This window comes from Amphibacillus sp. Q70 (genome assembly GCF_052055485.1).
In the GTDB taxonomy this organism is placed as follows: domain Bacteria; phylum Bacillota; class Bacilli; order Bacillales; family Amphibacillaceae; genus Amphibacillus.
Window position 1 is genome coordinate 1,052,783 of the sequence record NZ_CP197171.1, and the last position, 25,825, is coordinate 1,078,607.

Sequence of the window (25,825 nt, forward strand, 5' to 3'; positions counted from 1 at the left end):
TAAGTGGTTTCTGTTCCACTATAAATATCAATAACTGTTTGTTGCGCATCTGCAACTTACTTAACCTCTGATTCCTTTTCCAAGGTAAGTAAGTTCTTTTCGTAAACCCTTAAGAATGGATAATACATGAAGCCATTTAAAACGATTAGAGCCAGAACTAATACAACCGCTTTCCAATCCATGGTGGAGAGAAACGCTCCAATTGGAGCAGGCATTTGCCATGAAAAGACAGCAAAGGTTTTTCCAATAATCCCCCATGACATGCATAGATACGTAACAACTCCATTTACCAATGAAGTAAGGATAAACGGAACGAGAAATATTGGGTTCAACATCAATGGTGTCCCAAATATCATCGGTTCAGAAATACCAAAAATGGAAGGTAAAAATCCAATTTTCCCGACTGTTCTTAACTGTTTAGATTTAGAACGCATCATGATAAAGGCGAGTGCTAAGACTGAACCAGATCCACCAATAATAACAAAATATGTCCAAAATGGTGTTGTGAAGATATTGCTCAGATCTGCACCCATCATTCTTTCTGCTGCATTGATAGACAAGTTGCCATCACGAATGGGGCCCAAAATTCCAGCCAAAGCCGCATCGTGGATACCAAAGAACCAAAACAGATGAACTAAGAAAATACTGATAATCGTGAATGGTAAACTATCTGCTGCTTGGAAACCTGGTGCCATTACATTGTATAGGAACTGTACGGCAGTTGTATCAAATATATTGAAAATAACAAATATTATAGAAAAAAACGTCATTATAATTACTCCAGGCACAAGCGATGTAAAGGTTTCCGATAACGAAGCAGGAACACTATCTGGCATAGAGATTTTTCCAACATTCTTCTTGCGCATCCAATGATAACTTTCAACTGTTACAATAGAGACAAACAGTGCTAGTAAAATACCACGACCATCTAGATAGCTGATCTCAACCTCATTGCCATCAAACCCAAGTTGCAATGGAGTTAGTACCAACATCAAGAAGCCAATTAGTGCAAACATCATTGGACGTAATACATCTTCTTTATAATGGCGACATAAAAAATACGTTACACCTACACAAATGAATAATGACATGGCACCCATCGTCACACTACTTATCCAACTCAACACTAGACTATTTTCTTCAGCAAAATTAGCCCATGCTAACAGAAAACTGTTAGTCGTATTTTCAGTAACAGGTGCTGCACTTAAAATAATTGGAATGGAACCAAACAAAGTTATTGGCAACATGGAGATGAAAGCATCCCGTATAGCTTTTAAGTGCCGTTGCTGACTCAACTTGTTAGCAAATGGCGAGATATATTGATCCACTTTTTCACTTAATGTACTAAATCCCATGATCTTTTATCCTCCAATCAATTTTTTTATATCTTCATAAACACCTTTGCCATCCATGATGCCATATTTCATGGGGGAAATGGCTTCAACTGGTACATCTACCGCTGCAGCAATTTGTGGTTTTAAGAACCGAATTTGTGGACCAATTAACACTAAGTCAACACCATCAAGATAATCCTTGTATTCTGATTCACTATAGGCCTTGACTTCTAACGTATTACCGGATGCGGCTTCAATTTTTTTTGCCAATATGCCAGTTGACATGCCTGCATTACAAACTAACATCACTTTTTTCATTGTTTCCCTCTCCTATTCAAATGTTCTTCTTTGAATGTGTTCTCCGTTGCTTTCAATAATATCTTTAAACCAGTAATAAGAAGCTTTCGGTTTTCGTTCTTGCTCTTTTTCAAAATCTACCGCCACTAGTCCATAGCGTTTTTCTACACCATTTTTCCAAGAATACAGATCAAAGGATGCCCAAGCATAATAGCCACGAATATCTACACCGCGATCCATTGCATTCATGATCGCGTTGATATGATCATTCATAAAGGAAATTCGATAGTCATCATTGACTTGATCAACGGTTACATCTTCCCTAACCCCAATTCCATTTTCGGTGACGTAAATCGGTAGCTGATAGCGATCCCATGCCTCAATCAAGCCATCTTGCAAGCCTTTAGGATAAATCTCTGTATCCCATGCCGTAAATTCACTATTTGGATCTTTTACTTGCTCAAACCATCCTTTAATGACTACTTTACTTTGACCTTTCTTCCCAGAATGATTAAAAACCAGCTGTGTTTCACCTTCTGTATAGGGCTTCACTAAAGTACGTGCATAGTAGTTTAAACCAATTAAATCGACCGTATTTTCTTTAATGATTTGTAGCTCCTCTGATTGCATAAAACTCACATCATAATCCTCTGCTAATTTTGCTACTAAATCAATCGGAAATTCCCCTAGCACGGCCGTATCTAACACCCAATTATTACTGTAATTGTCGGCATAACGCATAGCAATTTGCGTCTCAATTGTTTCATCAACTCCACTAACCGGTGTATAACTGTGAACAATGCCAATTTGTCCTTGATAGTCACCTTCACGGAACGCACGAACGCCCAAAGCACTTGCCAACATCACATGATAGGCACCAATCATTGTTTTTTGAACATCTTGCAAACCAGGAGGATAATTACCAATAAAATATCCGTTAGCAATAAACCATTTCGGTTCATTAAAAGTCGTCCAATAGCGAACTTTATCACCAAAATGTTCAAAGCAGACTTTTGCTAAATGTTCAAAAGCATATGCTACTTCATTATTTAGCCACCCTCCTTCTTCTTCCCAATATTGTGGTAAATCCCAGTGATAAATCGTAACAAATGGTTCAATGTCGTACTTGTGGCAAGTATCTAGTAATCGATGATAAAATTCAATTCCCTTCGGATTAATATCACCTTCTTTATTTTTGATGATTCTCGGCCAAGATAACGAAAATCGATATGAAGTTTGTCCACCTTCTTTCATCATTCGAATGTCTTCTTCAAATCGATGATAATGATCGCTTGCGACATCCCCATTTTCTAAATTATTTTCATGAAGATAGTGATCCCACATAGATTCTGCTTTATCGTCTACATTCCAAGCACCTTCACATTGATAAGAGGCTGTTGCCCCACCCCAGAAAAAATGTTTATCCATCAATAGTCTCCTTCCATTTGTATAATTCTCCAAACTCTCCAATCATATCTACAGCAATATTAGTGGCTGTCAAATGACCCTCAGCATGCACCAATAACATATCGACATCGTCCATTCGTTCTTCTGAAGAAAGCTTTCGTAACATCTCCGCATGGGCACGATGAGCTTGTTTAATTTCACTTTTAGCTGTTCCATATTTCTCATTAAATGTTTTAAAATCCCCTTGTTTAGCAGCGATCAGGGCTTCATAAGCATCACTTTTTGCGTTACCTGCATGCAAAATAATGGACATTGAGTCCATCTCTGTTCCAGGTCTGACTTCATCCATTAAAGTTCCTCCCTTCTCTTAATATTAACTATAAAGCGTTTTCAATGGGAGTTAAAACTTTTATTTTCCACTTCGATGTGGAAAAACAAAAACACCATATCATGGTTTTCGCCTTGGCTATTGCACAATGAAGGGGAAAACGAAACTTCAATCAATAAAAATTAGACCGACACAATGTAAATCACGCAATTCTTGTCAGTGGGGCAAGTAACCATAACTCTAGGACGTGGTAGTTTTAGTCTACATACCTTATTGCCTAACGATTAATAAGAAACACAAGCTAACGCCTTCACGTTCTATGAAAATGCCCATGTGGCCAATATCTTGTTGCTCCAAGTTTACAAACGATTATCTGTGATAAAGTGGTTCAATAACCTTTTTTGTGAGTATTAAAAATGGGGGTTAAAATATTCTATTGAGCTTTTCAAATTGGATATTCGAATAAAACACGGGGTAGAAACGTTCTATCCGACAATTTGATTGCATTGGAAGTCCGAAAAACGGGATAGAAGCGCTCTATTAGCTTTTTGAGTAAAGGGATTAGAATAAAAAAAAACAGAACAAATGGGTTCTATAACTTTTCTAAATGGGTTAGAAGCTTAATAGAAAAAAATAGGCTGGACAAGCTTCGACACTTCTACAAATGGTTATTAGTGGACGAGGGTTGGGTGATCTACAAAAAGAAGCGATCACAGGATATATAATTATACATTTTGTGACCGCTTCTTGACTTTGTCTATTGTCGTTTTTTTGTCTTCTTATTCTGTTGTTTTTCCATCTCACTCAACGGTTCGTTGGCAAATTCATGATCAAATTGCTTTGGCATCGCTTGTTTCTTCTCCTGTAGTTCATGATCGTTAACAGGGCGTTTGATATAGGCATCATCTCGTTTTGACAAATAACCCACCTCCTTAACATTAGGATGTGTGAGTTCAGCTAACCTATACCTCTACCCATTAGTATTGTATAAAAAAAGTCAAGCACCCGATCTCGAGTAGCTTGAGGCCTTTTCAGTAAAACTTGACATTGATTTAAAAATTTATGCAATGCCAGTGATCACGACTACTAACATAGATCAGAACTTTAACAGAAGAACTTGCTCTCCGTCAACATGCTCACCCGTTCGAACAAACCCAAGATTTTCATATAACTTAATAGCCACCTGGTTATTGGGAACAGCGGATATTCTTAGTTCCTTTTGGTTAATTTTTTCTTTAAAGAAACTTACTGCTACTGAAAGTGCCTTCGTGCCATAGCCTTTATTCTGATATTCCTGATCAATCATAAACCGTTCAATCCACCAAGAATCTAAAGGATAATCAGCATCAGCCGGGTAATAGCTAAACATTATAAAACCAACTAAGTTTTCTTGCTCATAAATAGCAAAAGGTAGTCGATCAGCTTCATAATTTGCTTCAAGCAATGAATACCAGTTAGGTGTAATAAAATCCTCTTGATCTTCTAATACGGTTAACTCAGCACATGCTTTATAATTAGATTGGTCTATTGTTTTTAATAAAACAGTCATAAATGAATTCCTTTCATTTGCAAGTTTTATATGGATTAGTTAAAAAGCCCTTGTTAATGCTCATGTCATTAACAAGGGCTTATTTTAATTAATAATTTGAACTTTTACTGTTTTTCGTCCAAATTGCTGAGCTTTTTCCGGTGTCGACATGTGCAAATCAATTTTATTTCCTTTGATAGCACCGCCCGTATCTCGAGCAACAGCATACCCATAGCCTTCAATATACACTTTCGTTCCTAATGGAATCACACTAGGGTCAACCGCAATAACCCCTTCAGGATTCGCCTTTAAATCATGCCCCGTTGCTGTTCGACCTTGACCATCACAGGAACTACAATCCCAATTATAAGCAGTTGCTTCCATCGTCAATGTTTTTGAATTACTATTTGAGTTATTATTTGAATTAGAGCTTGTTGTCTGAATATTACTACTTCCACCGCGTGATGCGATCTGATCAATAACTTTAGTTCCTACTGCAACTACTCGTTGTTCACTTTCTTTCTTCATGTCTTCACTAATTAACTCTCGATCAACTTCCTCACCGTTTTCAATGATTACACGATATTGTTTTTCGATTAAGCCATCTGAACCCGATTCGATAACCTGTTCCTCTCCTTTTTCAAGTGAGGAATCATTTCGCCGAACCGTTGAAAAATCAACTTTCTCTTCAACAACATCTGTGACTTCTTCAACGCGTGTAATACTAACTGTCATATCTTCCTTTATCGCTTCATCTGCCTCAGGCTCGAGACGGTCAAGTTCATTTAATTCAATTGATTCAGACGCTAATAAATCTGCAACTGTCTTTTCAGTTGTCCATAATGTATCTTTTTCTGTTGCATCTTTTATTGTCACTTCAATGGCTTGATTTAAGACAATGTCTAATTGTTCTTCAATCTCTGTACTTAATTCAACATTTAAATCATCATGTTCACCAACTGTTAGATTAATTTCATCAAAAAATGCTTCGACCGTATCTTCAGTTGTATAATATGTCTCTTCAGTTTCATCAACAGTTAACGTTAGTGCCTTTGCCTCTTTGTAACTTACTTGCATGCCAGATTCTATTTCTTCATCAAGGTTATGTGATAATTTATCATGATTACTTACTTCAATACCTAGTTCTGTTAAAAATTCTCCAACCGTATTTTCGCGAGTAACCACCGTCTCCGTTTCATCATTATGGGTAAATTCAACTTCTGTTTTTGTTGTTTCTAATACCGTAATATAAATAACGATTATGAGTGCTACAATACTTATGAATGAAAAGAATATCTTGCTTTTTAATACTGGCAATAGCTTAGATATTGACTTCATGCTATTTTGCCTCCTTTTTTGTTACGCGCCAGTATTATATAAGTTAACAAAAAGGAAGTCAAACAGTACTTTTGCTTATATTACGGTTAGGAATGTTATTGTATCAACGGTTAGAATAGACACGACACACCTTATTTCATAATCATTAAATAAAAGTTACAAAACGAATATTTCGTTACATAATCGTAACAAATCCATTAATTAGGGAGCTGATCATGACCTCGTTAACTTAAATAATTTGTCCGCATTGGCTGTTGTGACTTGTGCAATCTCTGCTACAGATAGTCCTCTCAGCTCAGCTATTTGTTCAGCAACTAAAGCAACATAAGCAGGCTCATTACGCTTACCTCGATATGGATGTGGGGCTAAAAATGGACAATCTGTTTCAATTAACAATCGATCGATGGGTACTTCTTTCGCTACTTCCTTTGGCAAGGACGCATTTTTAAACGTAACAGGTCCCCCTAACGATATATAAAAATTTAACTCAAGACATGCTGTCAAATAATTTGGTGAATCATTATAGCAGTGCATAATCCCGCCAACTGTCTGCGCCTCTTCTTGTTGTAAAATTTCAATAATATCCTCAGTAGCCTCACGATTATGAATAATGATCGGCATGTTTAATTTTTTGGCTAATCGAATTTGTTTTTTAAAAACTTCTTTTTGAATTGACTTAGGCGACTTATCCCAATGATAGTCTAAGCCCATCTCACCTAAAGCAACGACCTTTGGATGTCGAGAGAGCTCTTCTAACCAATTTAATTCATGATCAGTAAAATCAATCGCATCAACCGGATGCCAACCAACAGCTGCATAAATAAAATCATGCTGTTCAGCTAGTTCAATCGCTTTTGGAATCGTCTCATGATCAAAGCCAACAACCACCATTTTTTCAACACCTGCTTCTTGCGCTCGCTTAATCACCTGATCACGATCTTGATCAAAATGAGCCACATTTAAATGGACGTGGGTATCAAATAACATGTAAATTGCCTCCTAATAAGACTTAACGAAGATTGGTTCATTAAACTATACTAACACTGTTCCCCAAAAATATAAATCCTACCTATCTCGAGTTTTGAATTACCTTTCATTGATGGCTCCTTATTTTAATTTCTCGGGTTTATCATAATATAGTCAGTATTTACAATCCTTCCTCCAAATAATTGAGTCATAATTTTCTTTTTGATGTCATGAGTAACATCTAAATATATTGTTTTTCCTTTCCATATTTAATGAGTGCTTCATATGGATCTCCATTTAACTTTAATAGAACAGAGAAAGCTGGCTCTGTTTTTAGACCATCTTTTTTCATTTGTCGAATAATCTTCTTCCATTCCGGCTTATTTTGCAGTATGTGATATTCTATCACCATATACAAGTAACCATTTTGTTCTTTAGTGGGGCGATTCTGAGCAAACAATTCAAACTCAAAACCGGCAAAGAAAAAATGAGTTAATCGAACATCTTGATTTCGTACTATGATTCTCTTTTGTGTGAATTTTTCAAAATGCCCATAAGCCTCTTTTAGATTTGAAGCAAGTTCATCTAAATTTTCTGCTTCTAACACAATATCTAAATCGGATTTTTCATGATCAATAGCTAATGGAATTGTTCCACATAGAAGAGGCTTTGCTGCTGAAAACTGTTGTAAAATATTTAAGTTTTTCATTACTTTATATGCACTTTTCTGTTTTTTATTTCCATTCTTAATCATATTCATTGCATCAATCATATCATTACACCTCTTGAAATTTTAAAAACAAACTACTCGTGAAAAAAGAGGCTGCTGCGAAATGTATAATGTACATCTTGTGACAATTTTTTTCGAGTAACTTAACCTTTAATATGGTAATCATTTGTATGAATATCGAAATCCGTTCGCAATTTTAACCTCTAGCTAAAAAAAGTTGAGTAGAAAGTAGAGCACATCTATTCGGGGTTTCAAGCAAAATTGCAAGTCAAAAAATAGGGGATAGAATGTTTCAAATACATTCCTAATACCGATAAAAAAGCTGTTGCACAACATATCCTGCATTGTGCAACAGCTTCTTAATAAAGATCTATATTATTTTACAACAGAACCATTTGGCAAGTTAGCATCATATACGGTTGTTAATGATAAGTTTCCTTCTGAATCTTCACCGGTTAAGATCATCCCTTGTGATAGCTCTCCTCTTAATTTTACTGGCTTCAAGTTCGCCACAACAATGACTTTTTTTCCAACTAGATCTTCAGGTTGATAGTATTCTGCAATACCGGAAATAATTTGACGTTTCTCCTCGCCTAAATCAACATAAATCTTTAGTAATTTATCAGCTTTTTTCATTTTCTCTGCCTTAATCACTTCTGCGACGCGTAGATCAAGAGTCAAAAAGTCATCAAAAGCGACCTCGTCTTTAAATGGCGTAACATTTGACTCTTTTATTGGTGTAGATTGCTTCATCATTTCCTTAATTGTCTCTACTTCTACTTCGATATCTAATCGTGGAAAAATCGGATCAGCTTTATTCACTTTTGTCCCTTTTACAATGATATTTGTCTCAGGTAAGCTAGTCCATGCTTTAAACTGATCACCCTGAAGACCAAGTTGAGCCAAGATCGCCTCAGGGGTTTCAGTTAAAAACGGCCGCAACAATACTGCTATTCGACGGAGAGCATCTGCTAAATGAGCCATCACATTTCCAAGACGGGCTTTATTTTGCTCATCCTTTGCCAGTACCCATGGTTGTGTTTCATCGATATATTTATTGGTTCGACTCACATATTGCCAAATCGTTGAAAGTGCCACACTAAACTCCATTTTATCCATTGCACGCTCAACGTCCTCAATCGTTTTCACTGCAAAAGCTTCTAACTGTTCATCATATTGATCTTCTCCAGGATTAAAGGCTGGAATTTCACCAGCAAAATATTTATCAATCATGGCAATTGTTCGATTAAGCAGATTACCTAAATCATTAGCTAAATCATAATTGACTCGATCAACAAATCCCTCCGGTGTAAAGACACCATCAGAACCAAACGGTACTTCTCTTAATAGATAGTAACGTAATGAATCTAAACCATAGCGATCAATTAATGAAACCGGATCAACAACATTTCCTTTTGACTTCGACATTTTCCCATCTTTCATTAAAATCCATCCATGGGCGAAAACTTGCTTAGGCAATGGTAAATCTAAAGCCATTAACATAATCGGCCAATAAATCGTATGGAATCGAACGATCTCTTTACTCATTAAATGAACATCAGCTGGCCAATATTTTTGGTAAAGCTGATCATCGTCACTTCCATAGCCCAATGCGGTAATATAGTTTGATAGTGCATCAATCCAAACGTAGATGACATGTTTTGGATCGCCTGGTACTTTAATTCCCCAATCAAACGTCGTTCGAGACACTGCAAGGTCTTCTAAACCTGGCTTGATAAAGTTGTTAATCATTTCATTTTTACGACTTTCAGGTTGAATGAAATTAGGATTTTCCTCATAAAAGGCTAATAAACGATCAACATATTTGCTCATTTTGAAAAAATAAGATTCTTCTTTTACTTTATCAACCGGTCCACCACAGTCTGGACAGTTACCTTCTACGAGTTGGCGTTCAGTAAAAAAGGATTCACAAGATGTACAATACCATCCCTCATACTGGTCAAGGTAAATATCGCCTTGTTCAAGCAATTGAGCAAAAATCTGCTCAACAATCTGTTTATGACGCGGTTCCGTCGTTCGAATAAAATCATCATACGATATGTCTAATTTATCCCAAAGGGTTTTAATCCCACTGACAATCTCATCGACATACTCCTGCGGTTCTACGCCCGCTTCAGTTGCTTTCTTTTGAATCTTTTGACCATGTTCGTCCGTTCCAGTAAGATACATCACATCATAACCACGCAATCGTTTATAACGTGCCATTGCATCTCCTGCAACCGTTGAATAGGCGTGGCCAATGTGTAGATGACCACTTGGATAATAAATAGGTGTTGTGATATAAAAGGTATTTTTATCTGTCATTCTATGTCCTCCTAAATGGTTCAAATCCTATATAAAATAAGAATGCGCTTAATGAATGTTTAGTTTGACTAACTATTCTTTTTACATTGTAACGGTTTTACAATTATTTTTCCATCTAATCATTGATGATAAGCTTATTTTTATCCATCTTTTCCATATTTAAATTCATTCATTCCATATTTAATAAATCCAAAAATCACATTAAGTATTTTAAGTATAATTTTTCCCTTTAATATAATATAATTGGTTTTTTTGATTGACACATATTGAAATTACTGGTATATTCTATTTAGGTATTGTCGAAATATGCCGAATATACGTTAAAGGGGAGAAAACGATGAAATCTACAGGTATTGTACGCAAGGTTGATGAGTTAGGACGTGTTGTTATACCCATTGAATTACGACGCACATTAGGTATTGCAGAAAAAGATGCTTTGGAGATTTATGTGGATGATGAGCGTATCATCTTGCAAAAATATAAACCAAGCATGACTTGCCAAATTACTGGTGAAATTTCTGATGATAACCTATCCCTGGCTGAAGGTAAACTTGTTTTAAGTCCAGAAGGTGCCAAAGCATTGGTTGACGAAATTAACCGTACTTTGGACAAATAAGTACACTGAAAAGAGAGTCTATCATCTAAATAAGCTCAAAATTTTAGATGTTTGTCTAACTTTTATGAGCAATTTTAGAAGCGCTCTCTTTTTTATTTTTAATCAATTAAGATGATATTGTTGATAAACCTCTCGCTTTGCTACTTCCCGCTCTTGAGCCACCTTTTTTATGGCCTCTTTACTCGTTAACTGTTCTGCTTCAATATAATGATCGACATGTTCAATGACAGAAAGTTCCCCCCACCATAATTGTTCAGTGCCAACCGGATCTATAGCTCCTTCAATAATAAGACAAAACTCTCCCTTTACCGTCCCTTCTTCTGCCCAGTTCAGTACATCTTCAACTGTTCCTCGAATATACTCTTCGAATTTTTTCGTTAATTCTCGGGCAATCACGACCCTTCGATTCCCCAAGTTCGCTTTTATATCGTTTAAAGTCGCTTTTAACCGATAAGGTGACTCATACAAGATCACTGTTGCTTGTTGCCTTTTTAAGTCTTGCCAAGCTTTTTTGCGTTCTTTGTTTTTTTTCGGTAAAAAACCATAGAAATAAAAATGATCTGTTGCTAATCCTGATCCTATTAATGCGCACAGAGCAGCATTTGCACCTGGCAAAACGACAACATTTATCTCCGCTTGGATTGCTTCCTGAATCAATAATGTACCCGGATCTGAAATACCTGGCATTCCTGCATCGCTCACTAAAGCAATTTGCTTACCTGCTTTCAGTTCATTCAATAGATACACTAGCTTTGACTGCTGACTATGCTCATGATAACTAGTAAGCGGACAATGAATATCAAAATGGGTAAGTATTTTTTTAGTATGACGTGTATCCTCTGCTGCAATGAGGTTAACTTGTTTTAATGTATTTAATGCTCTAATTGTAATATCCTCTAAATTTCCAATTGGAGTGGGTACAATATATAAAATACCTATCTCACTATTATCCTGATAACTTTTTTGTGTTTTCAATCTACTCACCTATTTTTTGTTCCTGAATTATTTTTTCCTTTTTCTCGCGAGGCATTTTTTTGATCTTATATTCCATTTGCATCGCAGCTTCCTTCGTTTCAAATGCTTGATAGTAGCGTAATTTAAATGGGCCTCTGCCTCTTGTATACTTTGCCCCTTTCCCTAACTCATGCATTCGTAATCGATTAGCTAAATGATTTGTATAACCCGTATATAACGATCCATCTTTACATTCGATGATGTAAATACCATGCTCAGTAGACAAGTTGATGCAACTCCTTTGTATAACTGCCATCGTCGTTAAAGACATAGAGTGGCGGCAATAACTTTAAATCAGCCTTTCCATCACGAATGGCTTCAATTAACAAAATGTTTGCCTCTTTCCCTTCTCTAGGATAAACAAATCGGATCCGTTTTGGCTCAAGCTTATAAGTTCGCATCAAACTAATCAGATCAACAAGCCGTCCTGGCCGATGAACCATGGCCACCTTTCCACCTGATTTAGCTAATTGACTCGATGTTTGAATGACCTCTTCAAGGTTAACTAACATTTCATGTCTTGCAATGGTCAGATGATCATTTTTATTTAATTGATTTCGATGTTCCGTCTTAAAGTAAGGAGGATTCACGGTAACAAGGTCAAATTTATCATTACCGAAATAACGCGGCATATCATTTAGGTCACCATGAATCATCTTGATTTGCTCTTCTTTATTATTATGTCGAATACTTCGCCATGCCATATCATACAATCGTTCTTGAATTTCCACACCAATCATCGGTACACGAGTGAACTTACTCATCAGTAGCGGAATGACACCATTTCCCGTACAAAGATCAATAATTTTCCCTCTTTTTAATGGAAGAGATGCAAAATCAGCTAACAAAACAGCATCAATTGAATACGAAAAAACTGTTGGGCTTTGAATAATTTGCATCGATTGATCCGTAAATAGATAATCGAAACGCTCATCACCTACTAGACTTACCATTCTTAACCTCCATACCATAATATAATTCCAATTTATGTTTAACTTGTTCAATAAAAAAAAGAAAGGCTTTGTCAGTTAGACATCACATAAAGAAAATGGCACTATATGCTCAAGAAGTCCCCCAATAAGAGGGATACTGTAATGTTACTTAAATTAGAGGATGGTTCAAATCTCTTCCAACATGAGACTATTGGACTAACACCCATACCCTCCAAAATATTATGAATTTTTCCTGCTGTGGTAATGCTTCAACTGATGAGGCCTTATAAGAAAGAGTAAGATATCTCTAACAGACTAAACATTTTTATTTATCTTATAAATAAGACTGGTTTTTGAGAGTGTAATCAACTGCCATTTAGTTGAAGACAAGTCTTGTCCTAAATGACGTTTCGCTTCTTACTCCAAAAGCCAGTCTTTATCTGATGATAAAATGTCTATTTTTTATTTAAAAACTGTAAACAAAATAGACAATCCTCATCTTGTCTAGGGCTTCCAAAATGAATATTACAGATATGGAATCCTTCTTCGTATAGTCGTGCTAAATTATCATAACCTTCACCAATAACACTAGCATGACTATCTTGTTGAATATCATTTTTTTCTGCCACTTCAACTTCTTTATCTAAACGTTGGCGTAAATGATGATTCTCAATTGTGATCCGATGATTTTCCTCTAAAAGTTCTTTTAAATGTCCCTTTAAATCACCTAATTGTTGGTAAAGTTGACCAATCTGTTCTTCCATATCTGATACTTGCTCGAACACTTCCTTTTTGTTCATGGCACTACCACCTCATCATTCCATGGTCATTAAATCAACAACACCTTGTTCAATTAATTCATCTAATGTGTATTCAACCACACGTTCTTTCTCAATAACTTCAATCTGAATAACACGTTCTAATATATTTAAACCAACAACCTTACCCTCACCAATAGGTGTCTGGATCTTTTCACCCAAATCGGGGAGTTGTTTTTTCGCTTCTTCATAATCGTCATTTTCATATTTTAAACAGCACATAAGACGACCACATAACCCTGAGATCTTTGCCGGATTTAAAGATAAATTTTGATCCTTTGCCATTTTAATAGAAACCGGTTCAAAATCACCTAAAAATGTTGAGCAACACAGCATTCGACCACACGGACCAATTCCACCTAGTAGTTTTGCTTCGTCTCTCACACCTATTTGCCGTAACTCAATTCTCGTTTTAAAAATAGAAGCTAAATCTTTAACTAAATTTCTAAAATCTATTCGACCATCAGCTGTAAAGTAAAAAATAACTTTATTCCGATCAAATGTATACTCAACGTCAACAAGATTCATATCAAGTTGATGCTCATTAATTTTATCAAAGCATACTTGATATGCTTCTTCAGCATTTTTCTTATTTTCTATTACCGTACACTTATCCTTCTTTGTTGCAATACGAATAACCTTTTTTAAAGGTAAAACAACGTCTTCCATGTCAACAGACTTATTGGCAATCACAACCTTACCAAATTCAATGCCTCGTGACGTTTCCACAATAACGTACTGCTCCTGTTCAATAACTAGCTGATCAGGATCAAAATAATATATTTTGCCCGCCTTTTTAAAGCGAACACCAATAACTTCTACCATCTATAATCACCTCTGCATTCGCAGTGTTAATTTCTCCATGACTAGGGTGGGATGGACATTTTGCATTATATGTCGTTTGGCTTCTAAAATAAAAGCTAAAATTTGTGTTGTTTCATTTTTTGACCAATGCCAGACGCACTTTTCGAGTTCTTTTAAATAACTTTGAAAAACGATAGCCTCTTTTTGATCAATCTGTAAATAGATTAAATCCTTAAACCAATACATTAATAAACCTAAGCCAAAGCTAAGTTTTTCTCGATCTGAAAAATGCTCCATCCATTGCTTCTGTATAAATAATAAAGTCTCATCCGGTTTAGATTGGAGTATCTCTACTAATTGTACCACTAACTTTCGTGCCTGCGCAAACCACTCATCTTGATCTAACGCTCGTGCTTGTTCAAGATTTGGCATAACGACTGAAAATAATCGAGCATTTTCTGGTAAGATACCTTCTTCCTGTAAGGCTTCTTGAATAGATTGAGATGATAACGGCATTAGTGTAATGGTTTGGCACCTTGACTTAACCGTATCAAGTATCGCTTGACTATTTTCTGTCATGAGAATAGCCGTTGTTTTTTGACTAGGTTCCTCTAAAAATTTTAATAATCGATTAGCTGCATTTGTTGTCATTAAATCGGCATGTGAAATGAGATAAACCTTTTGATTTGATTCTAAGCCTGTATAAGTAAACTCTTTTTGTAAATGGGCAATTTGATCTTTCTTAATTGAAGCGCCATCTGGACGAATCCAATGAACGTCTGGATGATTACCTGAATCAATTCGCCTGCATTCGTTACATTGATGACAAGGCTCACCTTCATTTATCTCTTTACAAAATAAGCTTTTTGCTAATAAATAGCCAAATGCTTCTTTACCTGTTCCCGGATCACCTTGGATTAGATAAGCGTGTGCTATCCGACCACGAATCAACATTCGTCGCAGCATTTTCGTAGCAATTGGCTGTCGATCTAAAATATCTGTCCAACTTTTCATCCATGGCACCCCCAAATTAGTTTTAAACATGTTTAAAAAGCTTTTGCTTTGATTATTAATATTATAGTCATAGTGTAAAAAGAGAGAAATCAACGTGACGATTTCTCTCTTTCGTTGTTATATTCTATTTTAGCATAAATCACAGGAGTGTCATTTGTTTATGAATACAAATTAATTAATAAACCTTTAATTTCTCCAATCATATCAAGTAAATCAATAGAACGCTTTTCTTGTTCGACAATTGATTCTGTTAAAGCAATTAATTGTTCGTCAATCTGTTTAACAATTAATAATCGACGACTATTTCCATTCAAGTTGAATGTATGTGAATGAGAGATATCTAATCCAAAATTAACTGCCTCTTTTATGAAAGCTTTAACAAAACGTTTATATTTTGCTAATTCACGAAGCGTACGATAACGTGCAAGCTTCTCACCTTGGCTAGTAATTTCCTTCATAAGGAGTTCCAGCTCATAGCCTTGTAGTTTCTCAGCTTGTGTCATGACCATTGCATCAAAAGATAAACCTTTTGCCTTTGGTATTGGTTGATTCAGTTTAGTTGCATCAACTTGTGAGCGAATCTCTTTATTAATTTTCACAATATTATACATCCTTTAAATTATTATTAATCATGCCTCAGTATCATTTCATTTGAATTTCCTATGCTAACTTACATAAGTTTCATATTACCACTTATAAGTCGAAAGCCTCTGTTAAACAAGTTAGAATTGATGAAATTGATCGACAGGCAATACAAAAACAGTCGCCCCGCCGACTTCGATATTTATTGGCTGAGGGATATAAGAGTCTGTATTCCCACCCATTGGAGAAATAGGGGCCACCATTTGCTCACGTTGACTTGAATTCCGTTTAATAATGTCAAGTGCCTGATCAACATACTCATCTTGGCAACCAATCATTAATATTGTATTTCCTTCTTTTAAAAAACCACCTGTTGATGATAACTTGGTTGTTTTGAATTCTTTCTTGCTTAGTGCATCAATCAACCGACTACTATCCTTATCCTCAATAACAGCTAAAATTAACTTCATTTCAAGTCGCCTCCTGAATAATATTCTTACTCATTTATATGCAACAAAATTTTTTGATACGCTGTTTCAATAACATCTGCTAATGATTTCTCTGCATCAATCGTTTCAATACGTACCGGAAAACGTTTCTTTAGTATTTGATAGCCTTCATAGACCGTTTGATGAAAAGATAAGTCTTCAACATCCAATCGATTTTGTTCACGGGTCTGATTGGCTTGGATTCTTGCTAATCCCTTTTTCGGTTCAATATCAAAAAATAAAGTTAAATCTGGCATAAATTGTTCAATCGCGAATTGGTTAACTTGATAGATATTTTCTATTCCTAAGTCTCTTGCATAACCTTGATATGCTAAACTACTATCTATAAATCGATCACATAAAACAATTTTACCAGCATCTAACGCAGGCTTGACCTTTTCAACGAGATGTTGACGTCTTGCTGCAGCATACAGTAATGCTTCTGTTCGTGCATCCATTTCTATATTTGAGTTATCTAAAAGAATGTCACGAATCTTTTCGGAAATTTTTATTCCTCCTGGTTCTCGTGTGACCATAACGGGATAACCTCGCTTAATTAATTGATCAGCAACACCAGCTAATGCTGAGGTTTTCCCAGCTCCTTCGCCACCTTCAAATGTTATAAAATATCCTCTCACCATATATTCTCCTTTAACCATTCCTGAGGTGAGCCTTCCATTAATAAGATGGATCTACACACAGGTCGTCACTAACTAAGCATATTGATACTTCTCCTATTATTGTAGCATGTTTAAGCTAAAATATTAATGATCTTTCAGATAATTCTTAACTTCCACTAAATTTTTGAAGCTGTAAATATATACTACCTAAAGTAAAAAAGTCTCATATTCTTTTAATTAAAAGAATATGAGACTTAAACATTTAACTATTTAACGGGGACTTTTGGATTCGCTTTAATTTATTAACAAAAAAACGGTAATTTGGATCTTCTGGATCAGTTGCTACTATCTTCGTCTGACAACTCTCACAAATGTATAAATCATAGATAAATATCCCCTTTGCTTGATTTGTATCACAAATATGACAATAATTCATCGGCTCCACCTCCATTTACTAGTTTCACCGAATGAAGTGGAATCTATACATTTAAATAGTAGAAAAAAAGCAGAAACCTGCTAGAATTGTCTAACAAAGTTTCTGCCTTTAATTATTCTATTCTTCGTCTGCTTCGTCTTCTTCGCCTTCTGGCTCTGGTTCTTCTTCTACTTCATCAATTTGGTCAGCAACAAATGGTTCTTCTTGTGTCACTGCAATTTGATGGCGTTGAGCCTCTGGGAACTTATCAAAGCTAGCTCCATAATTATGAACACGATTATTAACTGGAACTAAAATAGCACGGTATACAGTTGGGAAAACTGGAATTTCCTCAACCATAAGCTCTTGCCATTCGCTATACACCTCTTGACGATATTCTACATCAAAGGCATCTTCAGATAATCCTTCTGCTAATAATCTGTCATTCTCTTCACTTGCAAAGCGTGGATAGTTAAAGGCTGCATTTCGACCATATAAACCTGAAGGATCCACATCAAATCCTACGCCCCAAGCACCTTGGTAAATATCAATATCAGGATCATCAGCTTCGACACGATCATAGAATGTATTAAATTCTTGCAAGCGTCCATCTAATAGTTGAACATTTAAGCCGACTTCTTCCCATGCTTGCATATAATAGCGAGCGATTGGTTCAGCTGTGTCTCCACCAGACATGGAAGCAAAATTAATTACTAATTCATTACCGTCTGGATCTGTACGATAATCATCATCTTCATTAGCATACGTATATCCTGCTTCATCTAAAATTTCATTAGCCAGATCTGGATCATAAGTCGGTGCTTCAATCGTTTCATCATGATAATCTGGGTGTGAAGGTGGCGTTAGGGTTGTCGCATTCCAACGCAGTCCATCATAGAATTGATTTCCTAGTGTTTCATTGTCTACCGCATGCCACATCGCACGGCGCAAGTCGACATCAGCCATTTTCGCATCAGGATCAGGCTGTACTTCGCCATCTTCCCATGTACCTAGTTTAAAGCCAATATACGTATAGGCATTATCAATTATACCTAGGTATTCCACATTTGACATATCTGCATTATCCAAATATTGGTCAGGTGGGAATGTACTCACCGCATCTACTTCTCCTGATTGTAACGATTGAACAACCACGTTTGGATTAATTACACGAACGTTGACACCATCAAGTGCTGGTTCACCTTGCCAATAGTCTTCGTTCTTCACCATCGTGACTGTTTCACCTTGAACAATCGATTCTACTTTAAATGGTCCATAGCCAATAGGTTCTTGACGAACAGCATCGGACGATGCCATATCTTCAATTGGAATATCTTCAAAAATATGCTTTGCTAATGGATAAGCCCAAACTCCACCTGCTAATAGGGATGGAGTAAATTCATGATAAGTGAATTTAATTGTCTTATCATCAATAATTTCAATACCTGAAATTTCATCAGCATCTCCATCATGATACTCTGGCATTCCTTCAACACTACTCAATGATTGTGTATAACGAACACCATCATAGTCTGGGTGCCCAACAACTTCATAAGCATAGGCCCAGTCTTCTGCCGTAACTGGCTCCCCATCGTGCCAATTTAGGGCATCATTAATTGTAAATGTAATCGATTGATCATCTTCGTCTACTTCAAAAGTGGCAGCGCCTTCTTGAGTGTAATTATAGTTCTCATCAAAAGCAAGTAGATTCTCACTAAACCAATCGATAATCTGAACATCTGGGTTACCAGAATAGAAGTTATAGTTTAATGTTCCTTCAAATGGTGTATCTGACACTAAACCAAAATTCAGCGTTCCACCTTCAATCGCTTCCCCTTCATTTGTCTTCATGTGTTCAAAGTCATCAATAGAAGCGAGTTCTCTTTCTGAGTCTCCATCATTATTACAACCTGCTAACACAAGTACTAACAATAACATTAGTGCAAAAAGACCTTTTGACATGCTACCTCTTGTCATACAATAACCTCCCCATTATTTTATGTGTTTTATCAACATGAATTGTTGACTATTTATACTTAACATCTTTTTAAGATGTAGGTATCAATCTCAATAGATATGACACTTAGCCTCGACGTTGACGGGCATCTGTCGCCCGTTTTAACGCTTCTCCAACGTTTCGAACGCTAAGCATTAATAAGAAAATCAGAATCGCTGCGGGTAACCAAATCCACCAGCGGTATTCTAAGGTTTGTGGGTTTCGCGCATAGCTTAATAACGTCCCTAAGCTCGGTGTTGACTCTGGAAAGCCAAAGCCCAGAAAGGATAAGCCTGACTCTAACCCAATATTAGCTGCCAAATTCAATGTCATCGTCACGATGATTAACGAACTTAAATTTGGCAGCACTTGCCCAAACATGATCTTCCACTGCGAGGTCCCCAAGGTCTTGGACGCTTGGGCATAATCTAACTCCCGTTCTTGTAAGGCTTTTGACCGAACTAACCGGGCAATCCCCATCCATAAAAAGGCGGTCATGATCAGTGAAAAGGCCATTGTACTATAACTCGGCACAATTGCGACAAAGACAATTACGATCATCAGAAACGGTAAGATTTGAAAGAAATCAAGAATACGCATCATGACGTTATCGACATGCCCCCCAAAATAACCGGCTACTAATCCGAAGATCACGCCAATCATTCCGGTTAAGAAAGTAACAATAAATCCAATCCATAAAGAGTTCCGTGTCCCCACGATCAATTGACCAAAGACATCACGTCCCCCATAATCGGTTCCTAACCAAAATTCGTTGTTCGGTGCTTGGTGAATAGAAAACAAGTCGACTCGAACAATTTGATCTAAATCTAAAACACCTGAAATCGTAAAAACAACCACGGTAATGGTCACAAAAAAGATTAATGACACTAACGCTAATTTATCGCGAACAATTTCGCGCCAAAGGATATTTAAGCCACTCTGACTTTTGTTGGCTTTCTTTTCCTTTTTAACATCTACATCTACATTGATTTCTGCCATGGATCTCACTCCTTTCTCGATTACTTAATTCGAATTCTTGGATCAACAAGGCTTAAGATAATATCGGATAATAACGCTCCTAAGATTGAGGCGACACCGAATAGTAAAACGACGGCGGTTACCACACTATAATCACGTTGCGTGATCGACTCCATAAAGAGAAGCCCCATACCTGGGTAACTATAAATCGTTTCAATAAAGACCGTTCCTCCAATTAAGCCGGTAATCTCAAAGCCGAATAAAGCAGCAATCGGTAACAGTGAGTTTCTAAAGACATGGCGATTGTAAACACGAGACTCTGAAGCCCCTTTCGCTCGAGCGGTCAAAATAAAATCTTTCTGTTTGGTATCAATGATTTCATTACGTAAATATTGCACCGTATTAACGGTTGTAATCAGGGCCATCGATAAAGCCGGTAACATCAAATGATGCAGGCGACTGACGATATAAGGCAAAGTACCGGGAGTTAAGCCCGGACCGACACTTGATCCCGTTGGGAACCAACCGAAATTAAAACCAAAAATCCACAAAATCACTAAGGCAAAGATAAATAAGGGGGTCGCAAACCCAATGTACGTATAGCCTGTAATCATTTGATCCCGAAGGGAATCATTGTAGCGGCCACTCGTAATCCCCAATGGGATAGCAATCAAATAGGTAAAAATTAAAGTTAATAAAGACAGCCACACCGTATTATTCAATCGTTGACCAATCAAAGTGGTCACATCCACTTTAAACCGAAAGGATTGCCCTAAATCGCCTTGTAAGGCATTGCCTATCCAATCAATATACTGAATATGCCAAGGATCATTTAAACCCAGACGTTCCCGTTGTTCAGCAATCGTTGCCGGGTCTAAGTTAGGATCGACTAACCCGGTTAAAGCATCTCCCGGCATCAACTGTGCCATGAGAAAAACCAAGACACTGAGTAACAGAATCTGAGGTAGTGTAATCATCAATCGTCTCACAATAAACTTCCACATCGTCAGGTCACCCTCTCTCTGGCAAAGCAACGAGATGGGTTTCTGATTGGCGACGTAAGGCATAGGCTAAGCCCTCTTCATCGAAATAATCATGATAGGACTGTTCATATTCTTTTTGAACATCTTCTCTAAAAGTCTTTTGCTTTGCTCTATTTTTTGGATTAATATCTGGAATAGCCGCCACTAAGCGCTTCGTATAAATATGTTGGGGATGGGTGAAGATATCTTCTGTTGTCCCTTCCTCAACATAACGCCCTTTATACATGATGCCGATCTGATCGCTCATGTGTTTCACAATGCCTAAATCATGGCTAATAAATAAATAAGTTAAATTGAGTTCCTCTTGAATATCCCGCATGAAATTTAACACTTGGGCTTGCACAGACACATCAAGGGCAGAAACCGGTTCATCGGCGATAATCAACTTAGGCTTTAAAGCGATCGCTCGGGCAATCCCAATGCGTTGCCGCTGTCCCCCTGAAAATTGGTGTGGGTATTTATAAATCGCTTCTTCTGAAAGCCCGACCTTTTCAAGCAAGTCCGCAACCCGGATCACTTCTTCTTTTTTCGTTAGTTTTTCATAGTTCCGTAACGGTTCAGCCACGATATCTAACACCCGTTTCTTTGGATTCAAAGAAGAATAGGGATCTTGAAAGATCATTTGAATATCTTTTCTGAAATCTAATTTTTTATTCTTTTTATCGGCTAAGTCCATCCCCTGAAACAGGACCTGACCAGACGTAATCTCATTTAAACCAATAATGGCTCGACCGGTTGTCGTTTTACCTGAACCGGATTCACCAACGAGACCATAGGTTTTACCTTCTTCGATTTGAAAGGATATCCCGTCAACCGCTCGAACTGAATCAATCTTTCGATTCAGGAGACCGCCTCGAATGGGGAAATGAACGTGTAAATCGTTAATCTCAAGAAAGGCCACTTGTCTCGACCTCCTCTATGTCGGGAAAATGAAAATGCTTATAGCACGTACAACGCACCCAATGATCGGGCGCTATTTCGTGTAAAACGGGATCAGCTTCATGAGCTGTCTCCTCAACCCAAGGAATTCGTGCCTTAAACCGACAGCCTGTTCGAGGTAAATGAGCTAAGGAAGGGACAATCCCTTGAATCACATGTAATTTCCCTTGTTTTTGATGGGTATTAGGAACCGAATTTAATAAAGAGCGTGTATAAGGATGTTGTGGGTTATCAAACAAGGTTTCCACAGTGGCCACTTCGACCAGTTCCCCTGCATACATCACAGCCACCCGATCTGCCATTTCAGCCACGACCCCTAAATCGTGAGTAATTAAAATAATACCGGCGTCCATGTTCTCCTTTAAGTTTCGGATCAAATCAAGAATCTGGGCCTGGATCGTCACATCCAAGGCGGTCGTTGGCTCATCGGCAATTAATAGTTCAGGATCATTGGAAATCGCAATCGCAATCATCACACGCTGCCGCATCCCACCCGATAATTCATGAGGGAATTGATCAACGACATAGTCTGGGCGAGGAATACCGACTTGATTTAATAAGTCAATCACCTTACGGCGTCGTTCTTTATTCCCCAGTCTTTTATCATGTAGGTAGAGGGCTTCACCAATCTGTTCTTCCACCGTCATTAATGGATTCAAAGCCGTTAACGGGTCTTGGAAAATCATCGCCATGTCTTTTCCTCTCACCTGATTCAGACGTGAAGAAGACATCCCCACGACATCTTCCCCTTTAAATAAAATTTCTCCTTCTGTTTTCGCTCGATTGTGTAGGCGCATAATGGAAAAAGCTAATGCACTTTTTCCTGATCCAGATTCCCCTACAATGGCTAAGACTTCATTCTTATTCACACTTAATGAGACATCGTCAACAGCCGCATAATAATCATCTCGAATTCGAAAGGAGGTATTCAAATGTTTGATTTCTAGTAATTTATTTTTCAACTCTATCCTCCTGAACATCTATACAATATTTCTAAATAAAAGAATTATTCTGAAAATTGAACAGCTAATTATTTGTCTTCCCTTCATTGTACATCATACAAAGTAGTTACAAACATTATAGATAAAAACATTTGAAAAAGCAATGTTTTATCTTACTTTTTTTCAATGCTAATCAATTCCATATACTAAAATTTTTTAATTAATTGCAAATACCCTTACATGGAAATGATCAATGATTAAGATAACTAGTCAAAATTATGAGTAGGCATGCTAATCTGAACAATTAGGTAAATATGATAGTTTATTTTTTAATTGATCTAAAGATACTTAATCCCTGCGATAAACAGCTTTTACTTTACTTGAATTAAATAAAGCTTAACCCTATTTTAATCTGTTTTTTAACATTAAATGAATAGATAAGATATATTAACAGGCATTTCACTGTTTTCATTATATGCCAGTGAACCTTGATAAAAATCAAGGTTCACTTTTTATGATTAAAACGAATCAACCTCATTGCATTCAATATGACAATTAGGATACTAGCCTCATGAATAAACATCCCTGATGCTAAATGAATCGTTCCAACTAATACACCAGCTAATAATAGAAAGACAATACCAACAGCTAATATTGTATTTTGTTTCATATTACGAATAGTAGCTTTAGAGAGTGAGTAAGCATGTGAAAGTTGTAGCAACTTATCAGCCATTAATACAACGTCTGCTGTTTCCATTGAGATATCAGTTCCACCTTCTCCCATCGCTAAACCAATATCAGCGGTTGCGATTGCCGGGGCATCATTGATCCCATCACCAGCCATTGCCACAACATGGTTTCTCGCTTTTAAGGTCTTAATATATTCTACCTTATTTTCTGGTAATAGTTCGGCATAAACTTCATCGATGCCTAGTTGACGTCCGACTAATTCAGCTGTGTGCTTATTGTCACCTGTTAACATTACTATTTTTTTAATACCATTTTTCCTCATTTCTGTTAAGGCACGAGAAGCATCCTCACGAATTTGGTCTGCAATTGAAAAAATGCCAACTATTTCACCATCTATCGCAGCAAAAATTGCTGTATGACCTATTTTTTCACGTGCTATCGCATAGTTTTGTTTAGCTTGTGAAATTTTAATATGACTTATCTTCATAAGCTTACGATTTCCAATTACAAGATTTAAACCATTTACCTTCGCACGAATCCCATTTCCTTTAACAACTTCCCCCTCTTCAGGTTCTGCCTCTAAAGAAATATTTCTTGCTTGAGCTTCTTTAACAAGCGTTTGACCTAAGTGATGTTCAGAAATTGTTTCTGCTTGAGCAACTAAGCTCAATAAAGTCTCTTCATCCTGATCATTAAATGTCTTAATGTCTGTTACTTCTGGCTTCCCTTTTGTTAATGTACCTGTTTTGTCAAAAACAATTGTATCCACTTTAGAGAAGTTATCCATTACTTCTCCACCTTTAACAAGGACACCATTCTTGGCACCATTACCAATCCCAGCAACATTAGAGACAGGTGCCCCGATAACTAATGCTCCTGGACAAGCAACAACTAAGAAAGTGATCGCCAAGTGAAGATTTTGAGTAATGATATAAACCAAGATTGATAAAACAATAACTCCTGGTGTATAGATATTGGCAAATCTATTTAAAAACTTCTCTGTTTGTGATTTGGATTCTTGTGCTTCTTCTACTAATTCAATAATTTTAGCAAAAGTCGTATCGTCTCCAACCTTTTCAGCTATCAATTCTATATAACCATTATCAATAATCGTCCCGCTAAAAACTTTATCTGTTTGTTCTTTCATAACCGGAGCAGATTCACCCGTTACCGTAGCCTCATTTAAAACAGCTCGACCTGAAACAATACAACCATCAACTGGAACTTTACCCCCGGAACGAATAATGATCCGATCTCCTTCAACAACTTCTTCAACAGGAACAATGATTGAATTCCCATCACGAATGACTGTTGCTTCCTGTGGGGCCATATCAATAAGCTCTTTTATTGAGGAACGCGTTTTTTGCAATGTTCGTATTTCTAAGTAATCCCCGAATAAAAATAAGAAAGTAACAACAGCTGATTCAACATACTCACCAATAAAAAGCGCCCCTATGACAGCAATCATAACGAGTAATTCTATACTAAAAGCTTTCATCCGTAATGCTTGGAATGCTTTAATAAATATCGGTGCCCCTGCAACTACTGTTGCGAAAATAAGTATCAACTGACGTAAAACAAAGTAAGTTGTAAAGTTAATAATAAAAGCTGATATTAACAGTAATCCTGAAATAAGCATTATTTGTTTTTTATATTTATTGATCCATAGAATAAACAAAGTT

General features: G+C 36.8%; 27 protein-coding genes. 1 reads left to right on the forward strand and 26 read right to left on the reverse strand.

The annotated features are described in order from the left end of the window. Positions 1-56: 56 nt before the first annotated feature. The 10 genes from ACS127_RS04915 to metG all read right to left on the reverse strand — a co-directional run bounded on the left by ACS127_RS04915 (position 57) and on the right by metG (position 10,253). Positions 57-1,355, reverse strand: coding sequence for a PTS sugar transporter subunit IIC (locus tag ACS127_RS04915; RefSeq protein ID WP_440897316.1), 1,299 nt, complete (start codon positions 1,353-1,355; stop codon positions 57-59). A gap of 6 nt (positions 1,356-1,361) precedes the next feature. Next, the gene (locus ACS127_RS04920; RefSeq protein WP_440897317.1) at positions 1,362-1,652 is read right to left on the reverse strand and encodes a PTS sugar transporter subunit IIB; all 291 of its coding nucleotides are present in this window, start codon (positions 1,650-1,652) and stop codon (positions 1,362-1,364) included. A 12-nt stretch (positions 1,653-1,664) separates the two neighbouring features. Further along, the gene (locus ACS127_RS04925; RefSeq protein ID WP_440897318.1) at positions 1,665-3,059 is read right to left on the reverse strand and encodes a glycoside hydrolase family 1 protein; all 1,395 of its coding nucleotides are present in this window, start codon (positions 3,057-3,059) and stop codon (positions 1,665-1,667) included. Next, the gene (locus ACS127_RS04930; RefSeq protein WP_440897319.1) at positions 3,052-3,387 is read right to left on the reverse strand and encodes a PTS lactose/cellobiose transporter subunit IIA; all 336 of its coding nucleotides are present in this window, start codon (positions 3,385-3,387) and stop codon (positions 3,052-3,054) included. The genes ACS127_RS04925 and ACS127_RS04930 overlap by 8 nt, the downstream gene beginning before the upstream one ends. A 736-nt stretch (positions 3,388-4,123) precedes the next feature. Beyond that, positions 4,124-4,285, reverse strand: coding sequence for a small acid-soluble spore protein O (gene sspO / locus ACS127_RS04935; RefSeq protein WP_440897320.1), 162 nt, complete (start codon positions 4,283-4,285; stop codon positions 4,124-4,126). Positions 4,286-4,462: 177 nt separating this feature from the next. Further along, positions 4,463-4,915: a GNAT family N-acetyltransferase gene (locus ACS127_RS04940; RefSeq protein ID WP_440897321.1), complete on the reverse strand. Its 453-nt coding sequence runs from the start codon at positions 4,913-4,915 to the stop codon at positions 4,463-4,465. Positions 4,916-4,999: 84 nt separating this feature from the next. Next, positions 5,000-6,232 carry a ubiquitin-like domain-containing protein gene (locus ACS127_RS04945; RefSeq protein WP_440897322.1) on the reverse strand — a complete coding sequence of 411 codons (1,233 nt, stop codon included), beginning with the start codon at positions 6,230-6,232 and terminating at the stop codon, positions 5,000-5,002. Between the two features lie 213 nt (positions 6,233-6,445). Continuing rightward, a complete protein-coding gene (locus tag ACS127_RS04950; RefSeq protein WP_440897323.1) occupies positions 6,446-7,219 on the reverse strand; it encodes a TatD family hydrolase in 774 nt (257 codons plus the stop codon). A 220-nt stretch (positions 7,220-7,439) separates the two neighbouring features. Beyond that, positions 7,440-7,970 carry a DUF4269 domain-containing protein gene (locus tag ACS127_RS04955; protein WP_440897324.1) on the reverse strand — a complete coding sequence of 177 codons (531 nt, stop codon included), beginning with the start codon at positions 7,968-7,970 and terminating at the stop codon, positions 7,440-7,442. A 333-nt stretch (positions 7,971-8,303) separates the two neighbouring features. Then, a complete protein-coding gene (gene metG, locus ACS127_RS04960; RefSeq protein WP_440897325.1) occupies positions 8,304-10,253 on the reverse strand; it encodes a methionine--tRNA ligase in 1,950 nt (649 codons plus the stop codon). Between the two features lie 337 nt (positions 10,254-10,590). On the opposite strand from metG, the gene ACS127_RS04965 reads away from it, so the two are divergent. Beyond that, entirely contained in the window at positions 10,591-10,869 is a 279-nt protein-coding gene (locus ACS127_RS04965) for an AbrB/MazE/SpoVT family DNA-binding domain-containing protein (protein ID WP_440897326.1), read from the forward strand. A gap of 102 nt (positions 10,870-10,971) precedes the next feature. Here ACS127_RS04965 and rsmI read toward each other — a convergent pair whose 3' ends face one another. From rsmI to ACS127_RS05045, 16 genes are all read right to left on the reverse strand, one after another. Beyond that, on the reverse strand, positions 10,972-11,844 hold the full coding sequence (rsmI, locus tag ACS127_RS04970) for a 16S rRNA (cytidine(1402)-2'-O)-methyltransferase (RefSeq protein WP_440897327.1): 873 nt from the start codon (positions 11,842-11,844) through the stop codon (positions 10,972-10,974). A gap of 1 nt (position 11,845) precedes the next feature. Further along, positions 11,846-12,109: a GIY-YIG nuclease family protein gene (locus tag ACS127_RS04975; protein ID WP_440897328.1), complete on the reverse strand. Its 264-nt coding sequence runs from the start codon at positions 12,107-12,109 to the stop codon at positions 11,846-11,848. Beyond that, positions 12,099-12,836 (reverse strand): tRNA1(Val) (adenine(37)-N6)-methyltransferase, encoded by a 738-nt coding sequence (locus tag ACS127_RS04980; protein WP_440897329.1) that lies wholly within the window; start codon positions 12,834-12,836, stop codon positions 12,099-12,101. The genes ACS127_RS04975 and ACS127_RS04980 overlap by 11 nt, the downstream gene beginning before the upstream one ends. Before the next feature lie 434 nt (positions 12,837-13,270). After that, entirely contained in the window at positions 13,271-13,615 is a 345-nt protein-coding gene (gene yabA, locus ACS127_RS04985; protein ID WP_440897330.1) for a DNA replication initiation control protein YabA, read from the reverse strand. A 15-nt stretch (positions 13,616-13,630) separates the two neighbouring features. After that, a complete protein-coding gene (locus tag ACS127_RS04990) occupies positions 13,631-14,458 on the reverse strand; it encodes a PSP1 domain-containing protein (protein ID WP_440897331.1) in 828 nt (275 codons plus the stop codon). A 6-nt stretch (positions 14,459-14,464) separates the two neighbouring features. Further along, positions 14,465-15,451, reverse strand: a complete 987-nt coding sequence (gene holB, locus ACS127_RS04995; protein WP_440897332.1) for a DNA polymerase III subunit delta' — start codon at positions 15,449-15,451, stop codon at positions 14,465-14,467. Positions 15,452-15,609: 158 nt separating this feature from the next. Next, entirely contained in the window at positions 15,610-16,050 is a 441-nt protein-coding gene (locus tag ACS127_RS05000; RefSeq protein WP_440897333.1) for a YaaR family protein, read from the reverse strand. Between the two features lie 123 nt (positions 16,051-16,173). Then, positions 16,174-16,503 (reverse strand): cyclic-di-AMP receptor, encoded by a 330-nt coding sequence (locus ACS127_RS05005; RefSeq protein WP_440897334.1) that lies wholly within the window; start codon positions 16,501-16,503, stop codon positions 16,174-16,176. Between the two features lie 26 nt (positions 16,504-16,529). Continuing rightward, positions 16,530-17,159, reverse strand: a complete 630-nt coding sequence (gene tmk, locus ACS127_RS05010) for a dTMP kinase (RefSeq protein ID WP_440897335.1) — start codon at positions 17,157-17,159, stop codon at positions 16,530-16,532. A 244-nt stretch (positions 17,160-17,403) separates the two neighbouring features. Continuing rightward, positions 17,404-17,577 carry a sigma factor G inhibitor Gin gene (locus ACS127_RS05015; protein WP_440897336.1) on the reverse strand — a complete coding sequence of 58 codons (174 nt, stop codon included), beginning with the start codon at positions 17,575-17,577 and terminating at the stop codon, positions 17,404-17,406. A 117-nt stretch (positions 17,578-17,694) separates the two neighbouring features. Continuing rightward, positions 17,695-19,533 (reverse strand): oligopeptide ABC transporter substrate-binding protein, encoded by a 1,839-nt coding sequence (gene opp4A, locus ACS127_RS05020; protein WP_440897337.1) that lies wholly within the window; start codon positions 19,531-19,533, stop codon positions 17,695-17,697. 106 nt (positions 19,534-19,639) lie between these two features. Then, the gene (locus ACS127_RS05025) at positions 19,640-20,551 is read right to left on the reverse strand and encodes an ABC transporter permease (RefSeq protein ID WP_440897338.1); all 912 of its coding nucleotides are present in this window, start codon (positions 20,549-20,551) and stop codon (positions 19,640-19,642) included. 20 nt (positions 20,552-20,571) lie between these two features. After that, positions 20,572-21,534, reverse strand: a complete 963-nt coding sequence (gene opp4B, locus ACS127_RS05030; protein WP_440897339.1) for an oligopeptide ABC transporter permease — start codon at positions 21,532-21,534, stop codon at positions 20,572-20,574. Positions 21,535-21,541: 7 nt separating this feature from the next. Continuing rightward, positions 21,542-22,474: an ABC transporter ATP-binding protein gene (locus tag ACS127_RS05035; protein WP_440897340.1), complete on the reverse strand. Its 933-nt coding sequence runs from the start codon at positions 22,472-22,474 to the stop codon at positions 21,542-21,544. Next, positions 22,461-23,474, reverse strand: coding sequence for an ABC transporter ATP-binding protein (locus ACS127_RS05040; protein WP_440897341.1), 1,014 nt, complete (start codon positions 23,472-23,474; stop codon positions 22,461-22,463). The genes ACS127_RS05035 and ACS127_RS05040 overlap by 14 nt, the downstream gene beginning before the upstream one ends. Positions 23,475-23,958: 484 nt before the next feature. Continuing rightward, a complete protein-coding gene (locus tag ACS127_RS05045) occupies positions 23,959-25,782 on the reverse strand; it encodes a heavy metal translocating P-type ATPase (protein WP_440898079.1) in 1,824 nt (607 codons plus the stop codon). Between the last annotated feature and the right edge of the window lie 43 nt (positions 25,783-25,825).

Coding starts and splice junctions, on each gene's coding strand:
- yabA (WP_440897330.1), bottom strand. CDS start 13,615: ATGAACAAAAAGGAAGTGTTCGAGCAAGTATCAGATATGGAAGAACAG.
- ACS127_RS04940 (WP_440897321.1), bottom strand. CDS start 4,915: ATGACTGTTTTATTAAAAACAATAGACCAATCTAATTATAAAGCATGT.
- opp4B (WP_440897339.1), bottom strand. CDS start 21,534: ATGTGGAAGTTTATTGTGAGACGATTGATGATTACACTACCTCAGATT.
- holB (WP_440897332.1), bottom strand. CDS start 15,451: ATGAAAAGTTGGACAGATATTTTAGATCGACAGCCAATTGCTACGAAA.
- ACS127_RS04925 (WP_440897318.1), bottom strand. CDS start 3,059: ATGGATAAACATTTTTTCTGGGGTGGGGCAACAGCCTCTTATCAATGT.
- metG (WP_440897325.1), bottom strand. CDS start 10,253: ATGACAGATAAAAATACCTTTTATATCACAACACCTATTTATTATCCA.
- ACS127_RS05025 (WP_440897338.1), bottom strand. CDS start 20,551: ATGGCAGAAATCAATGTAGATGTAGATGTTAAAAAGGAAAAGAAAGCC.
- ACS127_RS04955 (WP_440897324.1), bottom strand. CDS start 7,970: ATGATTGATGCAATGAATATGATTAAGAATGGAAATAAAAAACAGAAA.
- ACS127_RS04930 (WP_440897319.1), bottom strand. CDS start 3,387: ATGGATGAAGTCAGACCTGGAACAGAGATGGACTCAATGTCCATTATT.
- ACS127_RS04980 (WP_440897329.1), bottom strand. CDS start 12,836: ATGGTAAGTCTAGTAGGTGATGAGCGTTTCGATTATCTATTTACGGAT.
- ACS127_RS05045 (WP_440898079.1), bottom strand. CDS start 25,782: ATGCTTATTTCAGGATTACTGTTAATATCAGCTTTTATTATTAACTTT.
- ACS127_RS05015 (WP_440897336.1), bottom strand. CDS start 17,577: ATGAATTATTGTCATATTTGTGATACAAATCAAGCAAAGGGGATATTT.
- opp4A (WP_440897337.1), bottom strand. CDS start 19,533: ATGACAAGAGGTAGCATGTCAAAAGGTCTTTTTGCACTAATGTTATTG.
- ACS127_RS04950 (WP_440897323.1), bottom strand. CDS start 7,219: ATGTTATTTGATACCCACGTCCATTTAAATGTGGCTCATTTTGATCAA.
- ACS127_RS04920 (WP_440897317.1), bottom strand. CDS start 1,652: ATGAAAAAAGTGATGTTAGTTTGTAATGCAGGCATGTCAACTGGCATA.
- ACS127_RS04990 (WP_440897331.1), bottom strand. CDS start 14,458: ATGGTAGAAGTTATTGGTGTTCGCTTTAAAAAGGCGGGCAAAATATAT.
- ACS127_RS05005 (WP_440897334.1), bottom strand. CDS start 16,503: ATGAAGTTAATTTTAGCTGTTATTGAGGATAAGGATAGTAGTCGGTTG.
- ACS127_RS04945 (WP_440897322.1), bottom strand. CDS start 6,232: ATGAAGTCAATATCTAAGCTATTGCCAGTATTAAAAAGCAAGATATTC.
- ACS127_RS04965 (WP_440897326.1), top strand. CDS start 10,591: ATGAAATCTACAGGTATTGTACGCAAGGTTGATGAGTTAGGACGTGTT.
- ACS127_RS04915 (WP_440897316.1), bottom strand. CDS start 1,355: ATGGGATTTAGTACATTAAGTGAAAAAGTGGATCAATATATCTCGCCA.